At 65.8% G+C, this 19,745-nt stretch carries 19 protein-coding genes; 10 read left to right on the top strand and 9 right to left on the bottom strand.

Features of this window, described 5'->3' with window-relative positions:
• Positions 1 to 537 precede the first annotated feature (537 nt).
• The 3 genes from PV761_RS08685 to PV761_RS08675 are packed head-to-tail and all read left to right on the top strand — an operon-like array spanning position 538 to position 4,675.
• Complete coding sequence (locus PV761_RS08685; RefSeq protein WP_347895939.1) at positions 538 to 1,680, top strand: S-(hydroxymethyl)mycothiol dehydrogenase; 1,143 nt, start codon at positions 538 to 540, stop codon at positions 1,678 to 1,680.
• The gene (locus PV761_RS08680; RefSeq protein WP_347895937.1) at positions 1,677 to 2,297 is read left to right on the top strand and encodes an MBL fold metallo-hydrolase; all 621 of its coding nucleotides are present in this window, start codon (positions 1,677 to 1,679) and stop codon (positions 2,295 to 2,297) included. Before PV761_RS08685 ends, PV761_RS08680 begins: the two co-directional genes overlap by 4 nt.
• Positions 2,294 to 4,675 (top strand): FdhF/YdeP family oxidoreductase, encoded by a 2,382-nt coding sequence (locus tag PV761_RS08675; protein ID WP_347895935.1) that lies wholly within the window; start codon positions 2,294 to 2,296, stop codon positions 4,673 to 4,675. Before PV761_RS08680 ends, PV761_RS08675 begins: the two co-directional genes overlap by 4 nt.
• Before the next feature lie 3 nt (positions 4,676 to 4,678).
• Here the strand turns inward: PV761_RS08675 and PV761_RS08670 are convergent, their stop codons facing one another.
• The gene (locus PV761_RS08670; protein WP_347895933.1) at positions 4,679 to 6,058 is read right to left on the bottom strand and encodes an alpha-amylase family glycosyl hydrolase; all 1,380 of its coding nucleotides are present in this window, start codon (positions 6,056 to 6,058) and stop codon (positions 4,679 to 4,681) included.
• A 164-nt stretch (positions 6,059 to 6,222) separates the two neighbouring features.
• On the opposite strand from PV761_RS08670, the gene PV761_RS08665 reads away from it, so the two are divergent.
• On the top strand, positions 6,223 to 6,510 hold the full coding sequence (locus tag PV761_RS08665; RefSeq protein WP_347895931.1) for a hypothetical protein: 288 nt from the start codon (positions 6,223 to 6,225) through the stop codon (positions 6,508 to 6,510).
• 197 nt (positions 6,511 to 6,707) lie between these two features.
• Here the strand turns inward: PV761_RS08665 and PV761_RS08660 are convergent, their stop codons facing one another.
• From PV761_RS08660 to PV761_RS08630, 7 genes are all read right to left on the bottom strand, one after another.
• The gene (locus tag PV761_RS08660; protein ID WP_347895929.1) at positions 6,708 to 7,514 is read right to left on the bottom strand and encodes an IclR family transcriptional regulator; all 807 of its coding nucleotides are present in this window, start codon (positions 7,512 to 7,514) and stop codon (positions 6,708 to 6,710) included.
• A gap of 198 nt (positions 7,515 to 7,712) precedes the next feature.
• Positions 7,713 to 8,798: a molybdopterin-binding protein gene (locus tag PV761_RS08655; RefSeq protein WP_347896091.1), complete on the bottom strand. Its 1,086-nt coding sequence runs from the start codon at positions 8,796 to 8,798 to the stop codon at positions 7,713 to 7,715.
• Between the two features lie 85 nt (positions 8,799 to 8,883).
• Positions 8,884 to 9,135 carry a hypothetical protein gene (locus PV761_RS08650; RefSeq protein WP_043439554.1) on the bottom strand — a complete coding sequence of 84 codons (252 nt, stop codon included), beginning with the start codon at positions 9,133 to 9,135 and terminating at the stop codon, positions 8,884 to 8,886.
• The gene (locus PV761_RS08645) at positions 9,132 to 10,124 is read right to left on the bottom strand and encodes a bifunctional 5,10-methylenetetrahydrofolate dehydrogenase/5,10-methenyltetrahydrofolate cyclohydrolase (RefSeq protein WP_347895927.1); all 993 of its coding nucleotides are present in this window, start codon (positions 10,122 to 10,124) and stop codon (positions 9,132 to 9,134) included. The genes PV761_RS08650 and PV761_RS08645 overlap by 4 nt, the downstream gene beginning before the upstream one ends.
• Before the next feature lie 336 nt (positions 10,125 to 10,460).
• Positions 10,461 to 11,984, bottom strand: coding sequence for an MFS transporter (locus tag PV761_RS08640; protein WP_347895925.1), 1,524 nt, complete (start codon positions 11,982 to 11,984; stop codon positions 10,461 to 10,463).
• 403 nt (positions 11,985 to 12,387) lie between these two features.
• A complete protein-coding gene (locus tag PV761_RS08635) occupies positions 12,388 to 12,960 on the bottom strand; it encodes a GNAT family N-acetyltransferase (protein WP_347895923.1) in 573 nt (190 codons plus the stop codon).
• Complete coding sequence (locus PV761_RS08630) at positions 12,961 to 14,241, bottom strand: LuxR C-terminal-related transcriptional regulator (RefSeq protein WP_347896089.1); 1,281 nt, start codon at positions 14,239 to 14,241, stop codon at positions 12,961 to 12,963.
• 193 nt (positions 14,242 to 14,434) lie between these two features.
• Between PV761_RS08630 and hxlB the strand changes: the two genes are divergently transcribed.
• From hxlB to PV761_RS08610, 4 genes are all read left to right on the top strand, one after another.
• Entirely contained in the window at positions 14,435 to 15,052 is a 618-nt protein-coding gene (gene hxlB, locus PV761_RS08625) for a 6-phospho-3-hexuloisomerase (RefSeq protein WP_051629076.1), read from the top strand.
• Between the two features lie 50 nt (positions 15,053 to 15,102).
• On the top strand, positions 15,103 to 15,726 hold the full coding sequence (gene hxlA / locus PV761_RS08620) for a 3-hexulose-6-phosphate synthase (protein ID WP_347895920.1): 624 nt from the start codon (positions 15,103 to 15,105) through the stop codon (positions 15,724 to 15,726).
• A 157-nt stretch (positions 15,727 to 15,883) separates the two neighbouring features.
• Entirely contained in the window at positions 15,884 to 16,030 is a 147-nt protein-coding gene (locus PV761_RS08615; RefSeq protein ID WP_156037210.1) for a hypothetical protein, read from the top strand.
• A gap of 177 nt (positions 16,031 to 16,207) precedes the next feature.
• Complete coding sequence (locus PV761_RS08610; RefSeq protein WP_347895918.1) at positions 16,208 to 16,813, top strand: hypothetical protein; 606 nt, start codon at positions 16,208 to 16,210, stop codon at positions 16,811 to 16,813.
• 88 nt (positions 16,814 to 16,901) lie between these two features.
• On the opposite strand, the gene PV761_RS08605 is transcribed toward PV761_RS08610, so the two are convergent.
• Entirely contained in the window at positions 16,902 to 17,573 is a 672-nt protein-coding gene (locus PV761_RS08605; protein WP_043439575.1) for a GntR family transcriptional regulator, read from the bottom strand.
• A gap of 185 nt (positions 17,574 to 17,758) precedes the next feature.
• Between PV761_RS08605 and glyA the strand changes: the two genes are divergently transcribed.
• The gene (gene glyA / locus PV761_RS08600) at positions 17,759 to 19,099 is read left to right on the top strand and encodes a serine hydroxymethyltransferase (RefSeq protein ID WP_028272641.1); all 1,341 of its coding nucleotides are present in this window, start codon (positions 17,759 to 17,761) and stop codon (positions 19,097 to 19,099) included.
• Positions 19,096 to 19,745: FAD-dependent oxidoreductase (locus PV761_RS08595; RefSeq protein WP_347895915.1), on the top strand; the 650-nt coding region annotated here is incomplete at its 3' end. The genes glyA and PV761_RS08595, both read left to right, overlap by 4 nt.

Below are 19,745 nucleotides of genomic sequence, written 5' to 3'. Positions count from 1 at the left end.
TTCGTGAACATTGCGATCCAAATAGCGCCCAGACGGATGAATCAACGCCTGGTTGATGGAAATATGTTGCATTGAGAGCGACGCTGTTGCAGAAACCTTGCCTGCCTATAAGAATCTGGAGCGCTGCCGCCTATCGCTCTTCGGCGATCTGTTGACACGCCGTGTGGCGGCTGTCATATTGCCAGTACGCGCTTTGTGCATCGTGTTGTGTAATGCGCAATTCAGCGGACCTGACTCCAGGGTGTGCAGGCCGGCGTACCGCCTCGCCGTCCACCGGGCGGCGTAATCTTCGTCGGTCCAGTCGCGATTGTCGGAGCACTGCTCTACCGTCTGAAGTTCAGGCACCGGGCGGGCATCCTGGCAGGGCGTGCGGCGGCGCCGTCCGCACGCAGGAAGCCGTCCGAGCGCGGGAAGCAGCGCGCACCGTAGTGCAGGCCCGACTGCACGAAGATTTGGAACCGCAACGAGTCAGCTAGATTGGCAACGGGTGCCGTTGCCAACGAGTCCCCCCGGGCTCAGGAGAGGAACACACAAATCATGGTTCACAAAGTAAAAGCCGTCATCGCCAAGGAAAAGAACGCTCCGGTCTCCGTGGAGACCATCCTGGTGCCGGATCCCGGCCCGGGCGAGGCGCTGGTGGATATCCTGACCTGCGGCGTTTGCCACACGGACCTGCACTACAAGCAGGGTGGAATCACCGACGATTTCCCCATCCTGCTGGGCCACGAGGCCACCGGTGTGGTCAGCGCCGTCGGACCGGACGTCACCGAAGTGGCCCCCGGCGACCGCGTGATCCTGAACTGGCGTGCCGTGTGCGGCGAATGCCGCGCCTGCGCGAAGGGCCAGCCGCAGTACTGCTTCAACACACATAACGCGACGCAGAAGATGACGCTTGAGGACGGCACGGAGCTCTCGCCCGCGCTGGGCATCGGCGCCTTCGCGGAGAAGACACTCGTCGCCGCCGGGCAGTGCACCAAGGTCGACGACGACGCCGATCCCGCCGCAGTCGGGCTCCTCGGCTGCGGTGTGATGGCAGGTATCGGCGCTGCCATCAATACCGGTGAGGTCAAGCGCGGCGAATCCGTCGCCGTCATTGGCTGCGGCGGCGTGGGCATCGCCGCGATTGCAGGCGCCAAGCTGGCCGGCGCTACCACGATCATCGCGGTGGACATCGACGCCAACAAGGTGGAAATGGCCAAGTCCCTGGGCGCCACGCACGGTGTCGACTCCAGCAAGGAAGATCCCACCGAGGCCATCCGTGCACTCACCGGAGGTAACGGCGCCGACGTCGTGATTGAAGCGGTGGGCCGCCCCGAAACGTACAAGCAGGCCTTCTACGCGCGCGACCTCGCCGGCCGCGTGGTGCTGGTGGGCGTTCCGACGCCGGACATGAAGCTCGAGCTCCCCCTGCTGGATGTCTTCGGCCGCGGCGGTTCCCTGAAGTCCTCCTGGTACGGCGACTGCCTGCCGTCCCGTGATTTCCCGATGCTCGTGGCCCAGTACAAGCTGGGCAACCTGGACCTGGACGCTTTCGTCACCGAACGGATCACCATCGACCAGGTGGAGGAGGCATTCGCCAGGATGCACGAGGGCAAGGTGCTGCGGTCCGTGGTGGAAATCCACCCGGGCGCTGAAACCGTCACCGCCGCTGAGACCGCCCCGGAAGCCGCGTCGGTATGAGCGTCACTATCGAAAACCTGGTCACCTCGGGAACGTTTTCGCTCGACGGCGGCACCTGGGACGTGGACAACAACGTCTGGATCGTGGGGAATGAGAACGAATGCGTGATCATCGACTCCCCGCACGACGCCGCTGCGATCATCAACCAGGTCCGCGGCCGTAAGGTCCTGGTCATCCTGCTCACGCACGCCCACAACGACCACATCGGGGCCGCCCGGGCCGTGGCCGAGGCCGTGGGCGCGCCGATCTACCTCCACCCGGACGACCTGGTGCTGTGGGAACAGGTCTATCCCGACGTCAAGCCGGACCGCTACCTCGCGGACGGCGACGTCTTCCAGGTGGGCGGGGCCACCCTGCGCGCACTGCACACCCCGGGGCACTCGCCGGGATCCACCTGCTTCCACCTCGAGGATGAAGGGACGGTCTTCACCGGAGACACGCTGTTCAACGGCGGACCCGGTGCCACGGGCAGGTCCTACAGCGACTACCCCACCATCCTCGACTCCATCCGGCAACGGCTGCTGACGCTGCCTGCCGCCACGGTGGTCCGCACGGGCCACGGCGACAACACCACCATCGGTGCGGAGCGCGAGACGCTGGCCCGGGTAAACCAGTGAATCCCCTCAAGCTCGGCCGGCAGCCGGCGCCGGTCGAGGACATCAACGAGGACAAACTCGAAGTCCACAAGCCGAAGACTGAGGCCGCGGGGGTCAAGGCCGTCATGGTGGCACTTGAGCGTGCCGTGGCGCAGGCCGGCGTGACCCGCACGGCGCAGTCCCTGCTGCGGCTGAACCAGCAGGGCGGGTTCGACTGCCCCGGCTGCGCCTGGCCGGAGTCGGCCACGAAGCGCAAAGCGGCCGAGTTCTGCGAGAACGGCGCCAAAGCCGTGGCCGAGGAGAACACCCTCCGCACGGTCGGCGCCGAGTTCTGGGCCAGGCATTCCATCGCCGAACTGTCGGGAAAGACGGAGTACTGGCTGGGCAACCAGGGCAGGCTCAGCGAGCCGGTGGTGATCCGCGAAGGCGAGTCCCACTATTCGCCGATCTCCTGGGCGGAGGCCTTTGACCTGATCGGTGAACACATCCGGGCCTCCACCCCGGACCGCTGCGTGTTCTACACCTCCGGGCGCACGGCGAACGAGACTGCGTTTATGTACCAGCTGTTCGCCCGCGCCCTGGGCACCAACAACCTCCCGGACTGTTCCAACATGTGCCACGAATCCTCGGGTTCGGCGCTGAACCCGACCATCGGTATCGGAAAGGGGACTGTGTCGCTGGAGGACATCCACGATTCCGAGCTGATCTTCGTGGTGGGGCAGAACCCCGGCACCAACCACCCCCGGATGCTCTCGGCCCTGAAGGAGTGCAAGGACAAGGGCGGCAAGGTGGTGGCGGTCAACCCGCTGCCGGAGGCAGGGCTGTTCAACTTCAAGGATCCGCAGACTGTCTCGGGTGTGGTGGGCGGCGGCACGCCGCTGGCCGACGAGTACCTGCAGATCAAGGTGGGCGGTGACCTGGCACTGTTCCAGGCGCTGGGCCACCTGCTCCTGGTGGAGGAGGAACGCAACCCGGGCACCGTCGTCGACCGTTCCTTCATCGACGCGCAGACCGACGGGTTCGATGCCTACCGCGAGGCCTGCGGCGAGCTGGACTGGGCGGAAACCGAGAAGGCCACCGGCCTGTCCCGCGAGCAGATCGAAACCGTTGCCGGGATGCTGATCCGCTCCAAGGCCACCATCTTCTGCTGGGCCCTCGGTGTAACGCAGCAGCCGCACTCGGTGGACACCATCAAGGAAATGGTGAACGTCCTGCTCCTGCAGGGGAACTTCGGCAAGCCCGGCGCGGGCGCCTGCCCGGTCCGCGGACACTCGAATGTCCAGGGTGACCGCACCATGGGCATCTGGGAAAAGCCGAAGGAATGGCTGCTCGAGGCGCTGGACAAGGAGTTCGGCATCCAGTCCCCGCGCCATCACGGCTACGACGCTGTCGAGTCGATGGAAGCCTTTGAGCGCGACGAGGTGGACGTCTTTGTCTCCATGGGCGGAAACTTCTCCCTCGCCTGCTCGGACACGGAGACCCTGGAAGCGGGCATGCAGCGGATCGGCCTGACGGTGCACATCTCCACCAAACCGAACAGATCCCACATAGTGCATGGGCGCACCTCGCTGATCCTGCCCACACTGGGCCGGACGGACAAGGACGACAAGCACCCGGGGGGTGCGCAGTTCCTGTCCGTGGAGGACTCCATGTCAGTGGTCCACTCCACCCAGGGCCGGCTGGCGCCGGTCTCCGACCACATGCTGGCCGAACCGGTCATCGTGGCCCGGATGGCCGAGGCCACCTTCGGCGAAGGCCATTCCGTGGACTGGAAGGCCATGGCCGAAGACTATGACGTGGTCCGTGACCACATCTCCCGCGTCCTGCCGGGGTTCGAGGACTTCAACACCCGGGTCCGGACCAAAAACGGTTTTGTGCTGCCCAACCCGCCGCGCGACACCCGGTCCTTCAAGACGGACATCGGCCGGGGCCGCTTCACGGTCAGTCCGCTGGAATACCTGACCCCGCCGGAGGGCCACCTGGTGCTGCAGACCATGCGCAGCCACGACCAGTACAACACCACGTTCTACGGCCTGGACGACCGGTACCGCGGGATCTCGGGCGGCCGGCGCGTGATCCTGGTCCACCCTGAGGACCTGGCCGAGCTCGGCTTCCAGGACCGGGACCTGGTGGACGTGGTCAGCACCTTCCGCGGGCACGACCGGCAGGCGGACAAGTTCCGCCTGGTCGCGTACCCGACGGCGAAGGGCTGCGCGGCCGCGTACTTCCCCGAAGCCAACGCCCTGGTCCACAAGGAGAACGTGGCACGGGAGTCGAACACCCCCGGCTTCAAGGCCATGTTCGTCCGCTTCGTGCCACACCTGGCGGAGACCGTAACGCACCATGAGGGCGCGGCTGCGCAGCCTGCTGCGGCGTTGGCCGGTCCGGCGGCCGGCTAGGCGCTAGCCGATCCCGAGCACCGCCCACCCGAAGCCGGGCAGGCTGACAACGTTCCGTTCAGGACGCTGGCGGCCCTGCCCGGCCAGCAGTGTGCCTGCCCCGGACGGCACGGGCAGGTCCGCCGGCGTGGCCGAAAGGTTCAGCGCGACTGTCAGCGCACCGCCGTCGCCTGTTTCGCCGTTGTCCGCACCGCCGTCGTCCCTGGCTTGGTAGACGAGGTGCTCGTTGCTGAGCGTCAGCACGGTGGTGCGCGCCCGGTGCAGCCAGGAATGCCGCCGCCGGAGGCTGATCAGCTCCTGGTGCAGGTGGTAAACGGGCCAGCCGGCCGCTGCCAGTTCCGCGGGGCCGGCGGGGAACGCCGGACGGACGGCGTCATCGCCGCCGGCGCGGTCCTCCTTGACGCCGCGGAAGGCCTGCTCATCGCCGTAGTAGATACTGGGCGTCCCGCCCACCGTCAGCAGGACAGTGAGTGCAAGCGCCAGCTGGTCCGGGTTGTCCAGCTTGCTGGCCAGGCGGGTGACGTCGTGGTTGCCCACGAACGTGAGCGGCACAAAGCTGTCCAGGAACCCGTTGTGGCGCTCCAGAGCGGACGCTAGTTCGTAGAAGTTGGCATCGTTGAGGGAACTCCAGACCGCCTTCCACAGTTCGTATTGGGTCACCGAATCCAGGGTGCTCCGCTCCACCTCTTCGGCGAAGTCGCCGTGGATGTACTCGCCCACGAAGTAGGCCTCCGGAAAGTCGCGGCGCACCTCCGCCAGCACCGGCGCCCAGTACGACGCCGGCACGGCGTACGCTGCGTCCAGCCGCCATCCGTCCGCCCCGCGGCCCAGCCAGTGCTTCATCACGTCCGTGACCAGGGCGGCAACGCCGGGGTCGTCGTGGTTGAGCGCCACCAGGTGGTGGTGGCCCTCGAAGTCGTCATAGCCGGGCTCGGTCCCCGGCGTCCACCCGGACTCCGGCCACTGCAGGCGGAACCATGAGGCGGCGGGAGCGCCGGGCCCTTCGGTGAGCACGCGTTGGAAGGGCCCGAAACTGCGGCCCACATGGTTGAAGACGCCGTCGAGCAGGACCTTCAGCCCGCGGGCGTGGCACTGGGCAATGAGCTCGTCGAAGTCCGCGTCGTCGCCCAGCCGGGGGTCGATGCGGAAGTAGTCTGTGGTGTCGTAGCCGTGGGTCTCCGAGGCAAAGACCGGCCCCAGGGCCAGCCCGGAAGCTCCGAGTTCCACGACGTAATCGAGCCAGGGAACCAGCTGGCCGAGCCGGTGGACCGGGGGCCGGTCCGCAGCGCCGGCCGGCGCGCCGGCCGAAGGCTCCGCCCCTACGAAGCCGATCGGGTACACGTGCCACCAGATAGCGTGTTGGACCCAGTCCGGTTCCGTCATCGAGATCCACCTTTCGTCGGTTTCCCAACATACTCCGTCAGCCCGCCGGCCGGGTCTTGAGCAAATCCTTGCAGAGCCTTGAGCGGACGCTGAGCTGCCTTCGCCACACTCGAAGGAAGCACTCAACGACATGGGTCGGCGCACTGGGGATGGTGAAGGTCCGCATGGAAAGAATTCACAGCGGGGAGAAACTGCTGGGCGACGCCATGGCGCGCGCCGCCGTCCGCCTGATGCAGCAAGCGCCCGGCTACAAGAAGCGGACCGTCCACCACCTGAAGCACGTTTGGAAGGTCTATGCCCTGTCCCGCGCCCTGGCCAAGGCGCTCGAAGACTCCCGGGAGGCCTCCAGCTGGCCCGGTGACAGGCTCCAAGTGGGCACGCACATGTCCAGGAGGGTGGAGCTGATCACCCGCCGGCTGAAACGTGAAACCGACGTCTACGCCGCAGGCTGACCCCCGCAAGGGGCCGCCCGCCATCCGAGCCACCCGAGCCGCCCGCCGTCGTGACCCTGTTTAAACCGCGAACGACGGCGACACTCCGGACTTGCCGGTGTGTCGCCGTCGTTCTGGCGTAGTACAGGGTCAGGACGGCCGGTGGGCCGAGCCTGTCGAGACCGGGATTTCGACTCGCCCGATCACCGGTTGGGTGCCTAATGCCCGGTGTAACCCATTTTTCCGCTGATGACCAGGCCGGCGGCCCGGAGGCCCTGGATCAGGCCGGGAGTGTTTTCCGGGTCGAAGCGGAACGAAGGGCCGGAGATGCTCACGGCCCCGATGACCGTTCCAGCATGGTTGCAGACCGGGACGGCAATGGCGGTGAGACCGATCTCGAACTCCTCGTGGACCACCGCGTAGCCGTCGCGGGACACGTCGAGGAGTTGCTTTTCAAGTTCCTTGCGGCTGGTGATGGTCCGCTGTGTCCGGGCTGCCAGGCCCGTCTTCTTCAGGACCCGCTCCCGTTCGTCGGCCGGCAGGGCTGCCAGGAGCACCTTGCCGCTGGAGGTGGCGTGCAGGGGTGTAAGGCTGCCCACCCAGTCATAGGTGGCCAGCGTGGACGGCCCCATGGCCTGGTCCACGTTTACCGCATAGTTGGAACGAAGCACCGCGAGATTGACAGTTTCCTTGAATTCCTCGGCCAGGCTTTCGAGCACCGGGCGTGCCTCCCGCACCAGGCTCAGCCTGCCCGGAATGGAACTGGCCAGGCGGAGGACGCCAAACCCCAGCTGGTACTTTCCCCGATCACTGTTTTGGTGCACCATCTCCCGGGTCACCAGCGAGCCGAGCAACCGCGAGACGGTGGACTTGTGAACGCCCATTTCTTCGGCAATCTCGCTGACTCCGGCATGGCCGTCACGGGCAAGGATCTGCAGGATCTGGAGGGCGCGGTCCACTGACTGGACACCTCCGCCTTGGATATCCGGATCCTTGTCAGTCCCTAGTTCGTCTCTTGCAGCCATCAGAGATGCTCCCGTGTTGTTGCCGTGACCGGAGGTCAGGCTCGCCCTTGTCCCACCTGATTCCCAATTCTGATCCTAGACTGAGGCGGGCGCGCGGACGTCATCACGCGGCTTTGTGTTAGCTGCCCGGGCGTCGGATTCGCAGGGGAGATGCCAGCCGTTGCGAGGACGGGAATGCCGGGGAGGGGCGGCCTGCGGCTACAGTTCCGGGCGCCAGGGGAGACCCAATGCTGCCACCTGCTCGCCCCGTTGAGCCCCGCGCGGAGGGATTACCAAGAAGCCGTCTGCGGCAGCCAGCCCGCGCAGCATTCCGGGCCCGGCGTAGGGGGCCGGAACCGCGAGGCCGTTGATCCAGCGGAACGCCATGAGCCGGGTGGAGGCAGGGTGGGCGGAGATCGTCGCACCGCAGGGTACCTGGGTGGTCTCGGCCAGCGGCTGATGGCCGAGTGCGGCCAGAAGGGGACCTCCAACAGTGAAGAGTGCCATCAGGGCTGCCAGCGGGTCGCCGGGAAGTCCGATGATGAACCGCCCGTTGGGAAGTTTGGCCAGGGCTGCGGGGTGGCCCGGCCGCACGGCCACGCCATCGATGAGGAGCCGTCCGCCAAGGGCGGCGATGGCCTTCCGGAAATGGTCCGCACCGGAGCGTCCGGTCCCGCCGGTGGTCACGACGACCTCGGGCCACCGGGCCATCGGCGCTTCGGCGGCGCCCAGCCCTGTAAGCCATTCCTCGTAGGAATCACCGATGCGGACCAGCGGTCCAGGAGTGCCCCCGAGCATGCCGATGACGATACCGAGCGGGGGCCCGAACGCATCCCTGACCTGCTCGGCTGCAGGGACCCGGGAAGTCACCACCTCCGAACCGCTGACCAGTATTTTGACCAGTGGCTTGCCTCGTACTTCCAGCCGATCGAAGCCGGCAACGGCCGCCAAAGCGACATGGGCGGGATTCAGGGTTGTCCCTGCGGCAATCAGCACCTCGCCGGCCGGTGCGCTGCCGTCCACCATCAGGATGGCCTGGCTGCTCCCGAGCGGCATCCCCGGTTCCCTAAGCACCCGGGGACCATCATCGCAGGCTGCCCAGCCGTCCATTGCGGACGAAGCGTAGTGTGGCATCTCTTGCAAGGTGATGAGGTCGGCGGCCAGGGTTCGTCCGTTCGCCTCGCCAAGCGGGACGCGCTCCAGTCCGAGGGGGCGGGCGCAGTCGAAAGCCAGGCGGCGTGCTGCCGCCCAGGTGTGATCGCCGACGGCGGGCCGCCCGCCGTCTGATCCCGGCCCGCCGACGATCGCAAGGGTTTGAGCTGCCACTGGGTGCTCCCTCGTTGGTTAGATGGTTGGGCGGACCTGTTGGTTCCCGAAGACGGGGCTCTGGTCACGCCATGTTGACCGTGATGATGTCCCCGTCCGCGCGAAAGAACATGCGGCGGCCGCGCCCCAGCGATAAGACGAGCCATACGATGGCGCCATCCTCGGTGACTTCGTCAATCCAGCCTGAACATGGGACTGTGAGACCCTCCAGCACTGTGACGAAATCACCCGGGATGAGCGCGGTCCAGTCTGTCACCACCTTGGTGCCGCCCACGGCGGGATCCGCGGCGCGGGGTGATGTCGCGACGCCGGTCATGATGCAAACACCGTCGTCCGGGCGGTGCGGGACTGTTCCCGTGCCGCTTCGGCGGCGTGGAGCAGCAGCAGCGCTGTTGTAACGGAGCCCACACCGCCGGGGACCGGCGTTAGCGCGGCAGCTACCGGGCGCACGCTGGTGCCGTCCACATCGCCGGCGAGTGAGCCGTCGGAAAGCACATTGGTCCCCACATCGATGACCACGGAATGTTTGGAAACGTCGTCCCCTGTGATCAGGCCGGTGCGGCCGGCGGCAACAACCACGACGTCGGCAGTTTTTGTGTACCTCCGCAGCGGACCGGACCTGGAGTGGCAGACGGTGGTGGTGGCGTCCTTCTGCAACAGCAGCAGGGCCAGCGGCTTGCCGACCACCGTGGAACGGCCCACAACCACCACGTGCCGCCCGGCCACCGGAATTTCGAAGTAGTCCAGCATTTCGACGACGGCGCGTGCCGTTGCTGGCGCGAAGGCGCGTTCACCCACGGCCAGGAGCCCCAGGCTCAGCGGGTTTGCGCCGTCGATGTCCTTGGCCGGGGAAATGTGCTTGGCCAGTTCCTCGGTCTTCACGCCGGGAGGCAGGGGAGTCTGCAGAATGATTCCGTTGACGGATGGCTCAGCGCTGAGGTCCTTCAGCACGGCGACGAGCACTTGTTCGGTGGCGTCATGGCCCACGTCGATGATCCTGCAGTCGATGCCGGCGTTTTCTGCGGCGCGCTCGATGGAACGCACATACCAGTGTGTGGAGCTGTCCTCTGTGGCAACCACGACGGCGAGGGTTGGAGCCGATCCCTCGTCGGCCAGGGCCTTGGCTTCGGCCCGGGCCTTCTGCTGGATCAGCTTGGCAAGAGGCTTGCCGGAGAGCACGGATGCGTCGGCCAGCCCCAGCGCTTCGCCGATGAGCTCGTCGGCCCCGGCCGCACCACCGCCGGGCGTGGGCTGCTGCGATGCAAGCCTGCCGTGGGTGTCGATAGTTTCTTCTGAACCGATCATTTGTCCATTCCTGGCTGCTAGGGGCTGGGGCGGAAAGGGTGCCGTGTGTTCCCGAGGGGCTTTGCGTGCTGGTTGACCGCCCAGCACGGTCACGAGGCTTGGCCGCGGTGGCGTACCTGCTGTCCACCGGAACCCGATGGAAGGCGATAGATATATGTCTAATAACGTTATTGATATATCAGTGATTCTGGAAAGCGTATACTGGCGAGCCGGCGAGGTCAATAGCCGGTTTTGGCCGCCAGCACTGACCAGACAAGGCTGTGTCCCCGTCGCTGACTGCGACGGGGACACGTGCGGGTGCGCGACGCGCACGAGCCGGTGGAGAATGCGTGCCGGTTAGGCCCTGGCAGCTCCCGCCGAGGCTTCGGCGCGCTTCTCGAACGGCGGCTCGTCCCATTCGATGAAGGGATCGTTGTCCTGGGCTGCGAGGAGCGCGTGCGCTTCGGCTGCGGTGTCCACGCTCGGCATGGAGCCGGGCAGCGGGCGGCGTGCAGATTCCTTCAGGAAATAGATGGCGATCGCGCCGATCACCGATGTCGCCATCAGATAGTACGCGGGGGCCATGTCGTCACCCGTGGCCTCAATCAGGCCCTGCACCAGGAAGGGCGTTGTTCCGCCAAAAATGGCAACGGAGAAGTTGTAGGCGATGCCCATGCTGCTATACCGGCACGAAGTGGGGAACAGCGCCGGCAGCGCCGAGGCCAGGTTGGCAACGTAGAACGTCACGGGGAAGGCGACCAGGGACAGTCCGACCAGGGTCGACCAGATCTCGCCCATCCCGATCAGGAGGAACGCGGGGACGGCAAACAGGATGGTGCTTCCGGCTCCGATCCACAGCACCGGGCGGCGCCCGATGCGGTCCGAGAGCTTCCCTGTGAGCGGAATGCACAGTGACATCACCACCAGCACGGGAATGGTCAGCAGAGTGCCGTGGACCGGGTCATAGCCCTTGGATTCGGTCAGGTATGTCGGCATGTAGGAGGTCAGGGCATAGCCCACGGTATTGGCCGCGCCCGCGAGGATCATGGCCAGCACGATCGGGCGCCAGTAGGTCCTCATGACGCCCAGCGGACCGCCGGCAACATCCTTGTCGCCCGCGGCAGCTTCGACGGCGGCCCCCTCCTGCGCGTCAAGGGTTGCCTGGAACTGGGGCGATTCCTCGATCTTGTTCCGGAAGTAGATTGCAACCAGGCCCAGCGGCCCGGCCACCAGGAACGGGATCCGCCAGCCCCAGTCCTCCATGGCCGCCTGCCCCAGGGTGACCTGCAGGAGGGACACCGTGGCAGCGCCCAGGGCAAATCCGATGTAGGAGCCCATGTCCAGGAAGCTGGCGAAGAACCCGCGCCGCTTGTCCGGGGCGTATTCGCACACGAAGGTTGTGGCGCCGGCGTACTCGCCGCCCGTGGAGAATCCTTGCACGAGCTTCAGGAGCACCAGCAGTGTGGCCGCCCAGATGCCAACTTGTGCGTACCCCGGCAGGAGGCCGACGGCGAAGGTGCTTGCCGCCATCAGCATGAGGGTCGCTGCCAGCACCTTTTGGCGGCCCACCTTATCGCCCAGCCAGCCGAAGACCATGCCGCCGAGTGGGCGGGCGATGAACGTTGCGGCAAAGGTGCCAAGCAGGAACAGGGTCTGGACGCCCTTGTCTGCCTCCGGCAGGAATACGGGTCCCATGGTGGTGATGAGATAGCCGAACACGCCGACGTCGTACCACTCCATGGTGTTGCCCACGATGGTGCCGCCGAGGGCCTTCTTAAGCATCCGCTGGTCCACGATGTTGATGTCGGACATCGTGAGCCTGCGGGAGTTCTGTCTGTCTTTGCCTCTTTGAGCGGTTGTTATGTCACCTTTGTTTGTCATAAAGGTTTCCTTACTGAGTATTGGCGGGGCTTCGATGCAGGGTGCCTGCGCAGGCCCCGCGGACAGGTTCGGTGGGTCCTCGGAGGTCAGGGCCATAAAGGCGCAGTCCAGGACCATGACTTTCTACGAAGGGAACTGGCACGCCGGGTGAGGACCGGATCGGTCGTTGCCTTCGTGTTCCGCAGTGATCAACAAGGTTCAGCTTATGCAACAGAGTGCGGTAGCTCACAGGCGTTGTCAAGAATATGACCTGACCCCTGCAGCGGACGTTCGAACGCTCCCGCCATACCCCCACCCGTTCGGGTAGGCGAAACCGTCCGATCATGCAGTGGCATCAGTCCGGGCCTGGGGGAGGATGGCAGGAAGCATTCGAATGGGCTCGGAACCGCTGCGGGGCCGGCGGTCAGCGCAGGTCGCGGCGCATCAGCACGCGCGGGAAACCGTTGAGGACGGAGTCGGTGTCCGCGGCCTTGGCGAAGCCTGCCTTCTCGAAAAGCCCGCGTGTGCCGACATAGGCCATCGTCAGATCCACTTTCCTGCCCTGGTTATCCACCGGGTAACCCTCAATGGCGGGCGCGCCGTATGAGCGCGCAAACTCGACTGCGCCCTGCAACAGCTGATGGGAGATCCCCCTGCCGCGATATCCCGGCCGCACCCTGATGCACCAGACCGACCACACGGGCAGATTGTCCACGTGGGGGATCCGGCGGTTTCGGGCGAAGCCGGTATCGGCGCGCGGATGGACGCCTGCCCACCCCACTACCTCCCCGCCGTCATACGCCAGAACTCCGGGCGGCGGATCCTGCGCCACCAGCCCCTGCACCAGTTCCCCGCGGGCAGTGCTCTTCAGCGCCGCGTTCTGTTTGGCGGGAATGCGGTAGCTCAGGCACCAGCACACCGTCGCGTCCGGACGCCTGGGCCCCAGCATCGTCTTGACGTCCACAAACTCCGTTGCCGGACGAACTTCGATTCCCATTTAGTTGCGCAGCCCGTTGCTGTGCGCCAAGGCGATGGCCTCGGTGCGGGATGTGGCTCCGAGTTTGCGGTAGATGTTGCGCAGGTGGAACTTGACGGTGTTCTCGCTGACATGCAGTTTTCCGGCGATCGCGCGGTTCCGCTGCCCGGCGGCAAGCAGTTGCAGCACTTCCAATTCGCGGTCGCCCAGGTTCCAGGCGGCGACGTCGGGCAACGAGCGCCCGGGCGGGTCCAGCGGAATGGTGACGGCGACGTCGGCACCCCAGCCTTGCATGAGGTCGATCGCCATCCGGCCGTTCAAGACTTCCACCCGCTGCGCCAGGCGGGCGATGCTGGGGGCCTCTGCGGAAAGGCTGCCCAGGCCGTCGTCGCGCACATTGATGAGGAGGTTCGCGCCGTCGCAATCCCACTGGGTCCGGATGCGCCGAACATCCGGCTGTTCAACCATGGCGAGCACCAGTCCGCGGACGATCGCCCGGGCGGCATGCGCAACTTCCCCGGGGAGGGCGCGGCCGTTGACGGGCGGCTCGATGAACTGGACGTCGATACCGCTGAAGTGCATGAGGGGGCGGAGATCCTCGCGGAGGCGCTGGAACGCCGTGGCAACGGGTTCTTCGACGAGTTCGGTGGTGCGGTCGTTGAGTGTCCGCAGCTCCACAAGGGCTTTTGCGGCGAAGTCGGTGGCGGACTTTCGTGCAGTTTCGTCCGGAAGGGCGGGGGAGCGGAGGGCGGCGAGCAGGGTCTCCAGGGTTGTCGAGTGCCGGTCCACCAGCTCCGCCGTCACCCTGACGCGTTCGGCTGACGCCGCCCGGGACTCAATGAGGTACGACGGCGGTGCATCCGCCACCTTTTCCCGGATCCGCTCGGCGGCGAGGTTCCAGAGGTAGCCGACCTGCCACGGCAGCTGTGCTTCCCCGCCGGTTCCGCCGGCACCGATGTCTAGGCTGGCTTGCCCCACGGGTTGCGGGTCGGTAAGGACCAGCAACGCGTTTGTGGGTGAACCCAGGGCCAGGGCCGTGCGGTCCGTGCCCCCGATCGCGGCCGTGCCGCGCCAGGTTCCACTCGAATTCAGCGACGTCCTGATGTGGTCCAGCTCCGCGATGGAGACCCGGCTGATGACGGACTCGTCGCCGGACTTCTTCTGCGGACGCCCCGTGCAGTCTTCGGTAAAGATCACCAGGGCGCTGCTGCGCAGGTACGGCGCAGTGGCCTGGTGCAGCCTCTGGGCAATCTCGGTCAGCGGAGCCGCGGACAGGCATGTGATCGCCTCCAGCAGCGGCATCAGGCCCGCGGGCGGCTCAGGCGTGAGGGTGGAAAGGGTGGCTTCTGCGGTGACTGGCACCCATCCATTGTATGGAAATCCTCGGTTATGCCTATCCCTTTGGGTGGGGAAAACCGTCCGATCATGCCGTGGCGCCCACCCGTTCGGCGTCAGAGGATTGAAGGACAGCAACCGCCCCGAAGGAGGTAATCCCTTGAGTGTCATCACGGACGCCGAACCTGCAGCCCTGGCTGGAACGCCGGACACAGCCGAAGCAACATCGGTCACCAGGAACCAGCTCCTGGTGCTGGACGAGATCCAGCGGACAGCCGCCCGGGTGGATCCGAACCAGGTTGCCGCCCTTGCCGCGGAAATCCGGTACGGGAAGCGGATCTTCGTCACCGGCGCCGGCCGCAGCGGCCTCGTCCTGAAAATGGCCGCCATGAGGCTCATGCACCTGGGGCTGGCGGTTCATGTGGTGGGCGAGACCACGGCCCCTGCCATTACGGCTGGAGACGTGCTGCTCGCCGCCTCCGGCTCAGGCACCACCTCCAGTGTTGTCAAAGCGGCACAGACCGCAGCTGCCCAGGGCGCGCGGGTGGCCGTGTACACCACCAACCCGGGTTCACCGCTCGCGGAGGCGGCGTCCGCCGTCGTCGTAATTCCCGCCGCACAAAAGACGGACCACGGTTCGGCTGTCTCCCGGCAGTATTCGGGCAGCCTCTTCGAACAGGTGCTGTTCACCACCACGGAAGCGGTGTTCCAAAGCCTCTGGGATGAAGAAGCCATCGCGCCGGAAGACCTGTGGCTCCGCCACGCAAATCTCGAATAGCCGCACCAAACCAAGCCAACCAAACCCCTCAACAAGCAAGGAACAGACACATGAAACTGCAAGTCGCCATAGACGTCCTGACCGTCGAAGCAGCCCTCGAACTCGCCGGCAAGGTTGCCGAATACGTCGACATCATCGAGCTCGGCACTCCGCTGGTGAAGAACGCAGGCCTGTCCGCCGTGACCGCCATCAAGACCGCCCACCCGGACAAGATCGTTTTCGCTGACCTCAAAACGATGGACGCAGGCGAACTGGAGGCAGAGATCGCCTTCAGTGCAGGCGCGGACCTGGTGTCCGTCCTCGGCGGCGCGGACGATTCCACCATCTCCGGCGCGGTCAAAGCAGCCAAGGCCCACAACAAGGGCATCGTCGTCGACCTGATCGGCGTCGCGGACAAAGTCACCCGCGCCAAGGAAGCCCGTGCCCTCGGTGCCAAGTTCATCGAGTTCCACGCGGGCCTGGATGAGCAGGCCAAGCCGGGCTACAACCTGGATGTGCTGCTGAACGCCGGCGAGGAAGCCCGCGTGCCGTTCTCCGTGGCCGGCGGAGTGAACCTTTCCACCATCGAAGCTGTGCAGCGCGCAGGCGCGGACGTCGCCGTCGTCGGCGGTTCCATCTACAGCGCCGACGATCCCGCGCTCGCCGCCAAGCAGCTCCGCGCGGCGATTATCTAACGAGTATTCCGCGCGCTTTTCGGTGTATTACAAGGGCCGGATTCGAGTAGTGCGGGCCGTTCCGTCCGGGCCGCGGCCGTGCCACACTTGGTGGACTATCGATTGACTGGGGGGATCCACGTCAGGAGATTGATATGCGATCATCGATGCCCGCCAAGTGTCCACGCCGCAGGTTGGTGGTGAACAAGCCATGATGATCGGCTGGGCCTACCTCATGGCCGCAATCATGACCATTGACTCGCTCCTGCTGGGTCTGCTGCTGCTGAACGTCCGGTGGCCGAAGAGCTGGAAAAGAAACGGCTGAACCGCCACATTCAGGCAGCCATGACAGATGAATGACCTCCCGGCCCGCTTTCACAGCCTGCCGACAGGATCCGAACAGCAGTGCCCTATGTTGGCGCTGCATCTTTGAGTGAAGGACGGTGCATACCGGCCGTTCTTCCCAAAGAGCCGTTCACACGGCGGATCGAGGAGACATCAGATGTCACGCACAAAGAGAATAACCCTTGGCCTGACGGCCGGGGCCTTGGCGCTCGGCGCCGGCCTGGGAGTCACCGGAATGGCGTCGGCCGCCGAAACCCCGACGCCGAGTGCCACGGCGTCGGCGTCGGCAAGCACCGACGGCACCGCGGCCACCGACAGCGGAAAGCGGGGCGGCCACAAGGGAGGGGACCGCGGCCAGCTGGCCGCTGACCTTGCCACGAAGCTTGGCGTTGAGGAAGCCAAGGTGACCGAAGCGATCAAGGCCTTCCGGGACGCCAACAAGCCCACCGAGGCGGCAGACGGCACGGCGCCTGCCGAGGGTACGGCGCCTGCCGAAGGTACTGCGCCTGCCGAAGGCGCCAAACCGGACCGCTCCGCCATGGACGCGGCGATGGCCAAGTCCCTTGCGGAGTCGCTCGGCGTCGAGGAATCCAAGGTCACCGCAGCCCTGGAGGAAATCCGGGCTGCGGGCCAGGCCGAACGTGCCGCCGCCCTCAAGACCAGGCTGGACACCGCCGTTGCCGACGGCAAGTTGACCCAGGCCGAGGCGGACGCCGTCACGAAGGCCGTGGAAGCCGGGGTGATCGGCGGAGGCGGCCGGTAAGGCTGCCAGCCCCCACGGGACGCTCTCTCACTTTCTTGAGGAAAGTGAAAGAGCGTTCCGTTGTTAACGCCGGAAAGTGAGAGAGCGTTTAGAGCACCTTGCGGATGGTCTCTTCGAAGCTCGTCACGTGGTGCAGGGCCAGCTCGCCTGCTTTGTCGGCGTCGCCCGCCGCCACTGCCTTGAGCAGCTCGACGTGTTCGGTGACGTGGCCGCTCACCGAGGGCACCTTGTCCAGGACCAAGCACCAGATGCGGGTGGCCAGGTTGTCGTAGCGGATCAAGGTGTCTTCCAGGTGCGGGTTGGCTGCGGCCTTGTAGATCAGCCGGTGCACGGTCAGGTCGTAGCGCATGAGGTCGCGGGACTGGCTGGGATTCGGATCCAGCCCGGCGATGGTGTCGGCAACGTGCAGCAGCTCGCGGCGCATGGCGGCGTTTGCTCTCGTGGCCGCGCTGCGTGCCGCCAGGGGCTCCAGCAGCTCCCGGACCTCCGAGACATCGGCCAGTTCCGTGAAGTCCACGGTCGTGGCAAAGGTTCCCCGGCGCGGATAGGACACCACCAAGTGGTCCACTTCCAGCCGCTTGATTGCCTCGCGCACCGGAGTGCGGCCGTACCCGAGCTCGGCCGCCAGCTGACCGTCGTTGATGGGTTCGCCCGGCCGGATCTCGAGCATGATCAGCTTGTCGCGCAGCTGCCGATAGGCGGCCTCCGCCTGGGACAGGACTTCGTCCTCGGCGGGTGGCAAAACAGGAAGTGCATTCAAGGTGCCGCTCCGTTCATGGCTACTCAGTTCTTCATCGCTCAGCTTCACTACCGGGCGATCGGGTCCTAACCGGAAGCCCAGTGCCACTTGCTTCCCGCTATTGACTCTTTTGTGATACCAATCATACCATTGACCTCACACTAATATATTAGTTACAGCAAGAGTGGTATCTCAAAGGAGCATCCGTGGTTGAGCAGTTGAACGAGCGACTTTCCGTAGTCGATCCCGAGGTCCAGCAGGCCATTGCCAATGAGCTGGGCCGCCAGCAGTCCACCCTGGAAATGATCGCGTCGGAGAATTTCGCCCCGTCCGCCGTCATGGAGGCGCAGGGCTCAGTGCTGACCAACAAGTACGCCGAGGGCTACCCGGGCAAGCGCTACTACGGCGGCTGCGAGCACGTGGACGTCATCGAGCAGCTGGCCATTGATCGCGTCAAGGCGCTCTTCGGTGCTGAATTCGCCAATGTGCAGCCGCACTCCGGCGCGCAGGCCAACGCCGCCGCCATGTTCGCCCTGCTGAACCCGGGCGACACCATCATGGGCCTGAGCCTGGCCCACGGCGGCCACCTCACCCACGGCATGAAGATCAACTTCTCCGGCAAGCTCTACAACGTGGTCCCATACAACGTGCGGGAGTCCGACCTCCGGATCGACATGGCTGAAGTCGAAGCGCTGGCACTGGAGCACCGCCCGAAGCTCATCGTTGCCGGCTGGTCTGCCTACTCCCGCCAGCTCGATTTCGCTGAGTTCCGCCGGATCGCGGACCTCGTGGGCGCCTACCTGATGGTGGACATGGCCCACTTCGCCGGCCTGGTAGCCGCAGGGCTGCACCCCAACCCGGTGCCGTACGCCGACGTCGTCACCACCACCACCCACAAAACCCTCGGCGGCCCCCGCGGCGGTGTCATCCTCGCCAAGGAGCAGTACGCCAAGAAGATCAACAGCGCAGTCTTCCCCGGCCAGCAGGGCGGCCCCCTGGAGCACGTCATCGCCGCCAAAGCCGTGGCCTTCAAGCTCGCCGGCTCCCCGGAGTTCAAGGAACGCCAGGAGCGCGTCCTGCAGGGTTCGAAGCTTCTGGCCGACCGGCTCCTCCAGGCGGACGTTGCCGCGGCAGGCATCTCCGTGGTCAACGGCGGCACCGACGTCCACCTTGTCCTGGTGGACCTGCGGAACTCTGAACTGGACGGCCAGCAGGCCGAAGACGCCCTGCACCGGATCGGTATCACCGTGAACCGCAACGCCGTGCCGTTCGACCCGCGCCCGCCGATGGTGTCCTCCGGCCTCCGGATCGGCACGCCGGCCCTGGCCACCCGCGGCTTCGGCGCCGAGGAATTCACCGAAGTAGCGGACATCATCGCGACGGCGCTGATTGCGTCCGCGAGCACCGGCACCTTGGGTGACAGCACCGTCGTCGAACTCCGCGCCCGGGTGACCGCCCTCGCCGAACAGTTCCCCCTCTACCCTCACCTCAACAGCGGCACCGACACTGCCGCCTTCGAAGCAGACCTGATTGGAGCAGCCCAGTGAGCACCCACCAGCTCCCCGAGCACCCGGATTTCCTTTGGCGCAACCCGGAGCCTAAGTCCTCTTATGACGCCGTGATTGTGGGCGGTGGCGGGCATGGTCTGGCTACGGCGTATTTCCTGGCGAAGAACCATGGCATGACCAATATTGCGGTCCTGGAAAAGGGTTGGCTGGCTGGCGGCAACATGGCCCGGAACACCACGATCATCCGTTCCAATTACCTTTGGGACGAGAGCGCGGCCATTTATGAGCACGCCCTGAAGCTCTGGGAGATCCTGCCCGAGGAACTGGAGTACGACTTCCTGTTCAGCCAGCGCGGCGTGATGAACCTCGCCCACACCCTGGGCGATGTCCGCGAGAGCATGCGCCGGGTGGGTGCGAACCAGCTCAACGGCGTGGACGCGGAGTGGCTGGACCCGAAGCAGGTCAAGGAACTCTGCCCGATCCTGAACATCAGTGACAACATCCGTTACCCCGTCATGGGCGCCACCTACCAGCCGCGCGCCGGTATCGCCAAGCACGACCACGTGGCGTGGGCCTTCGCCCGCAAGTGCGACGAGCTGGGTGTGGATATCATCCAGAACTGTGAAGTCACCGGCTTCATCAAGGACGGCAACCGCGTGGTGGGTGTCAAGACCAACAAGGGCAC

Source organism: Arthrobacter sp. CC3 (genome assembly GCF_039907775.1).
GTDB lineage: Bacteria > Actinomycetota > Actinomycetes > Actinomycetales > Micrococcaceae > Arthrobacter.
The sequence above is the reverse complement of the archived record's forward strand: the minus strand, read 5'-3'. Positions and strand labels throughout refer to the sequence as shown.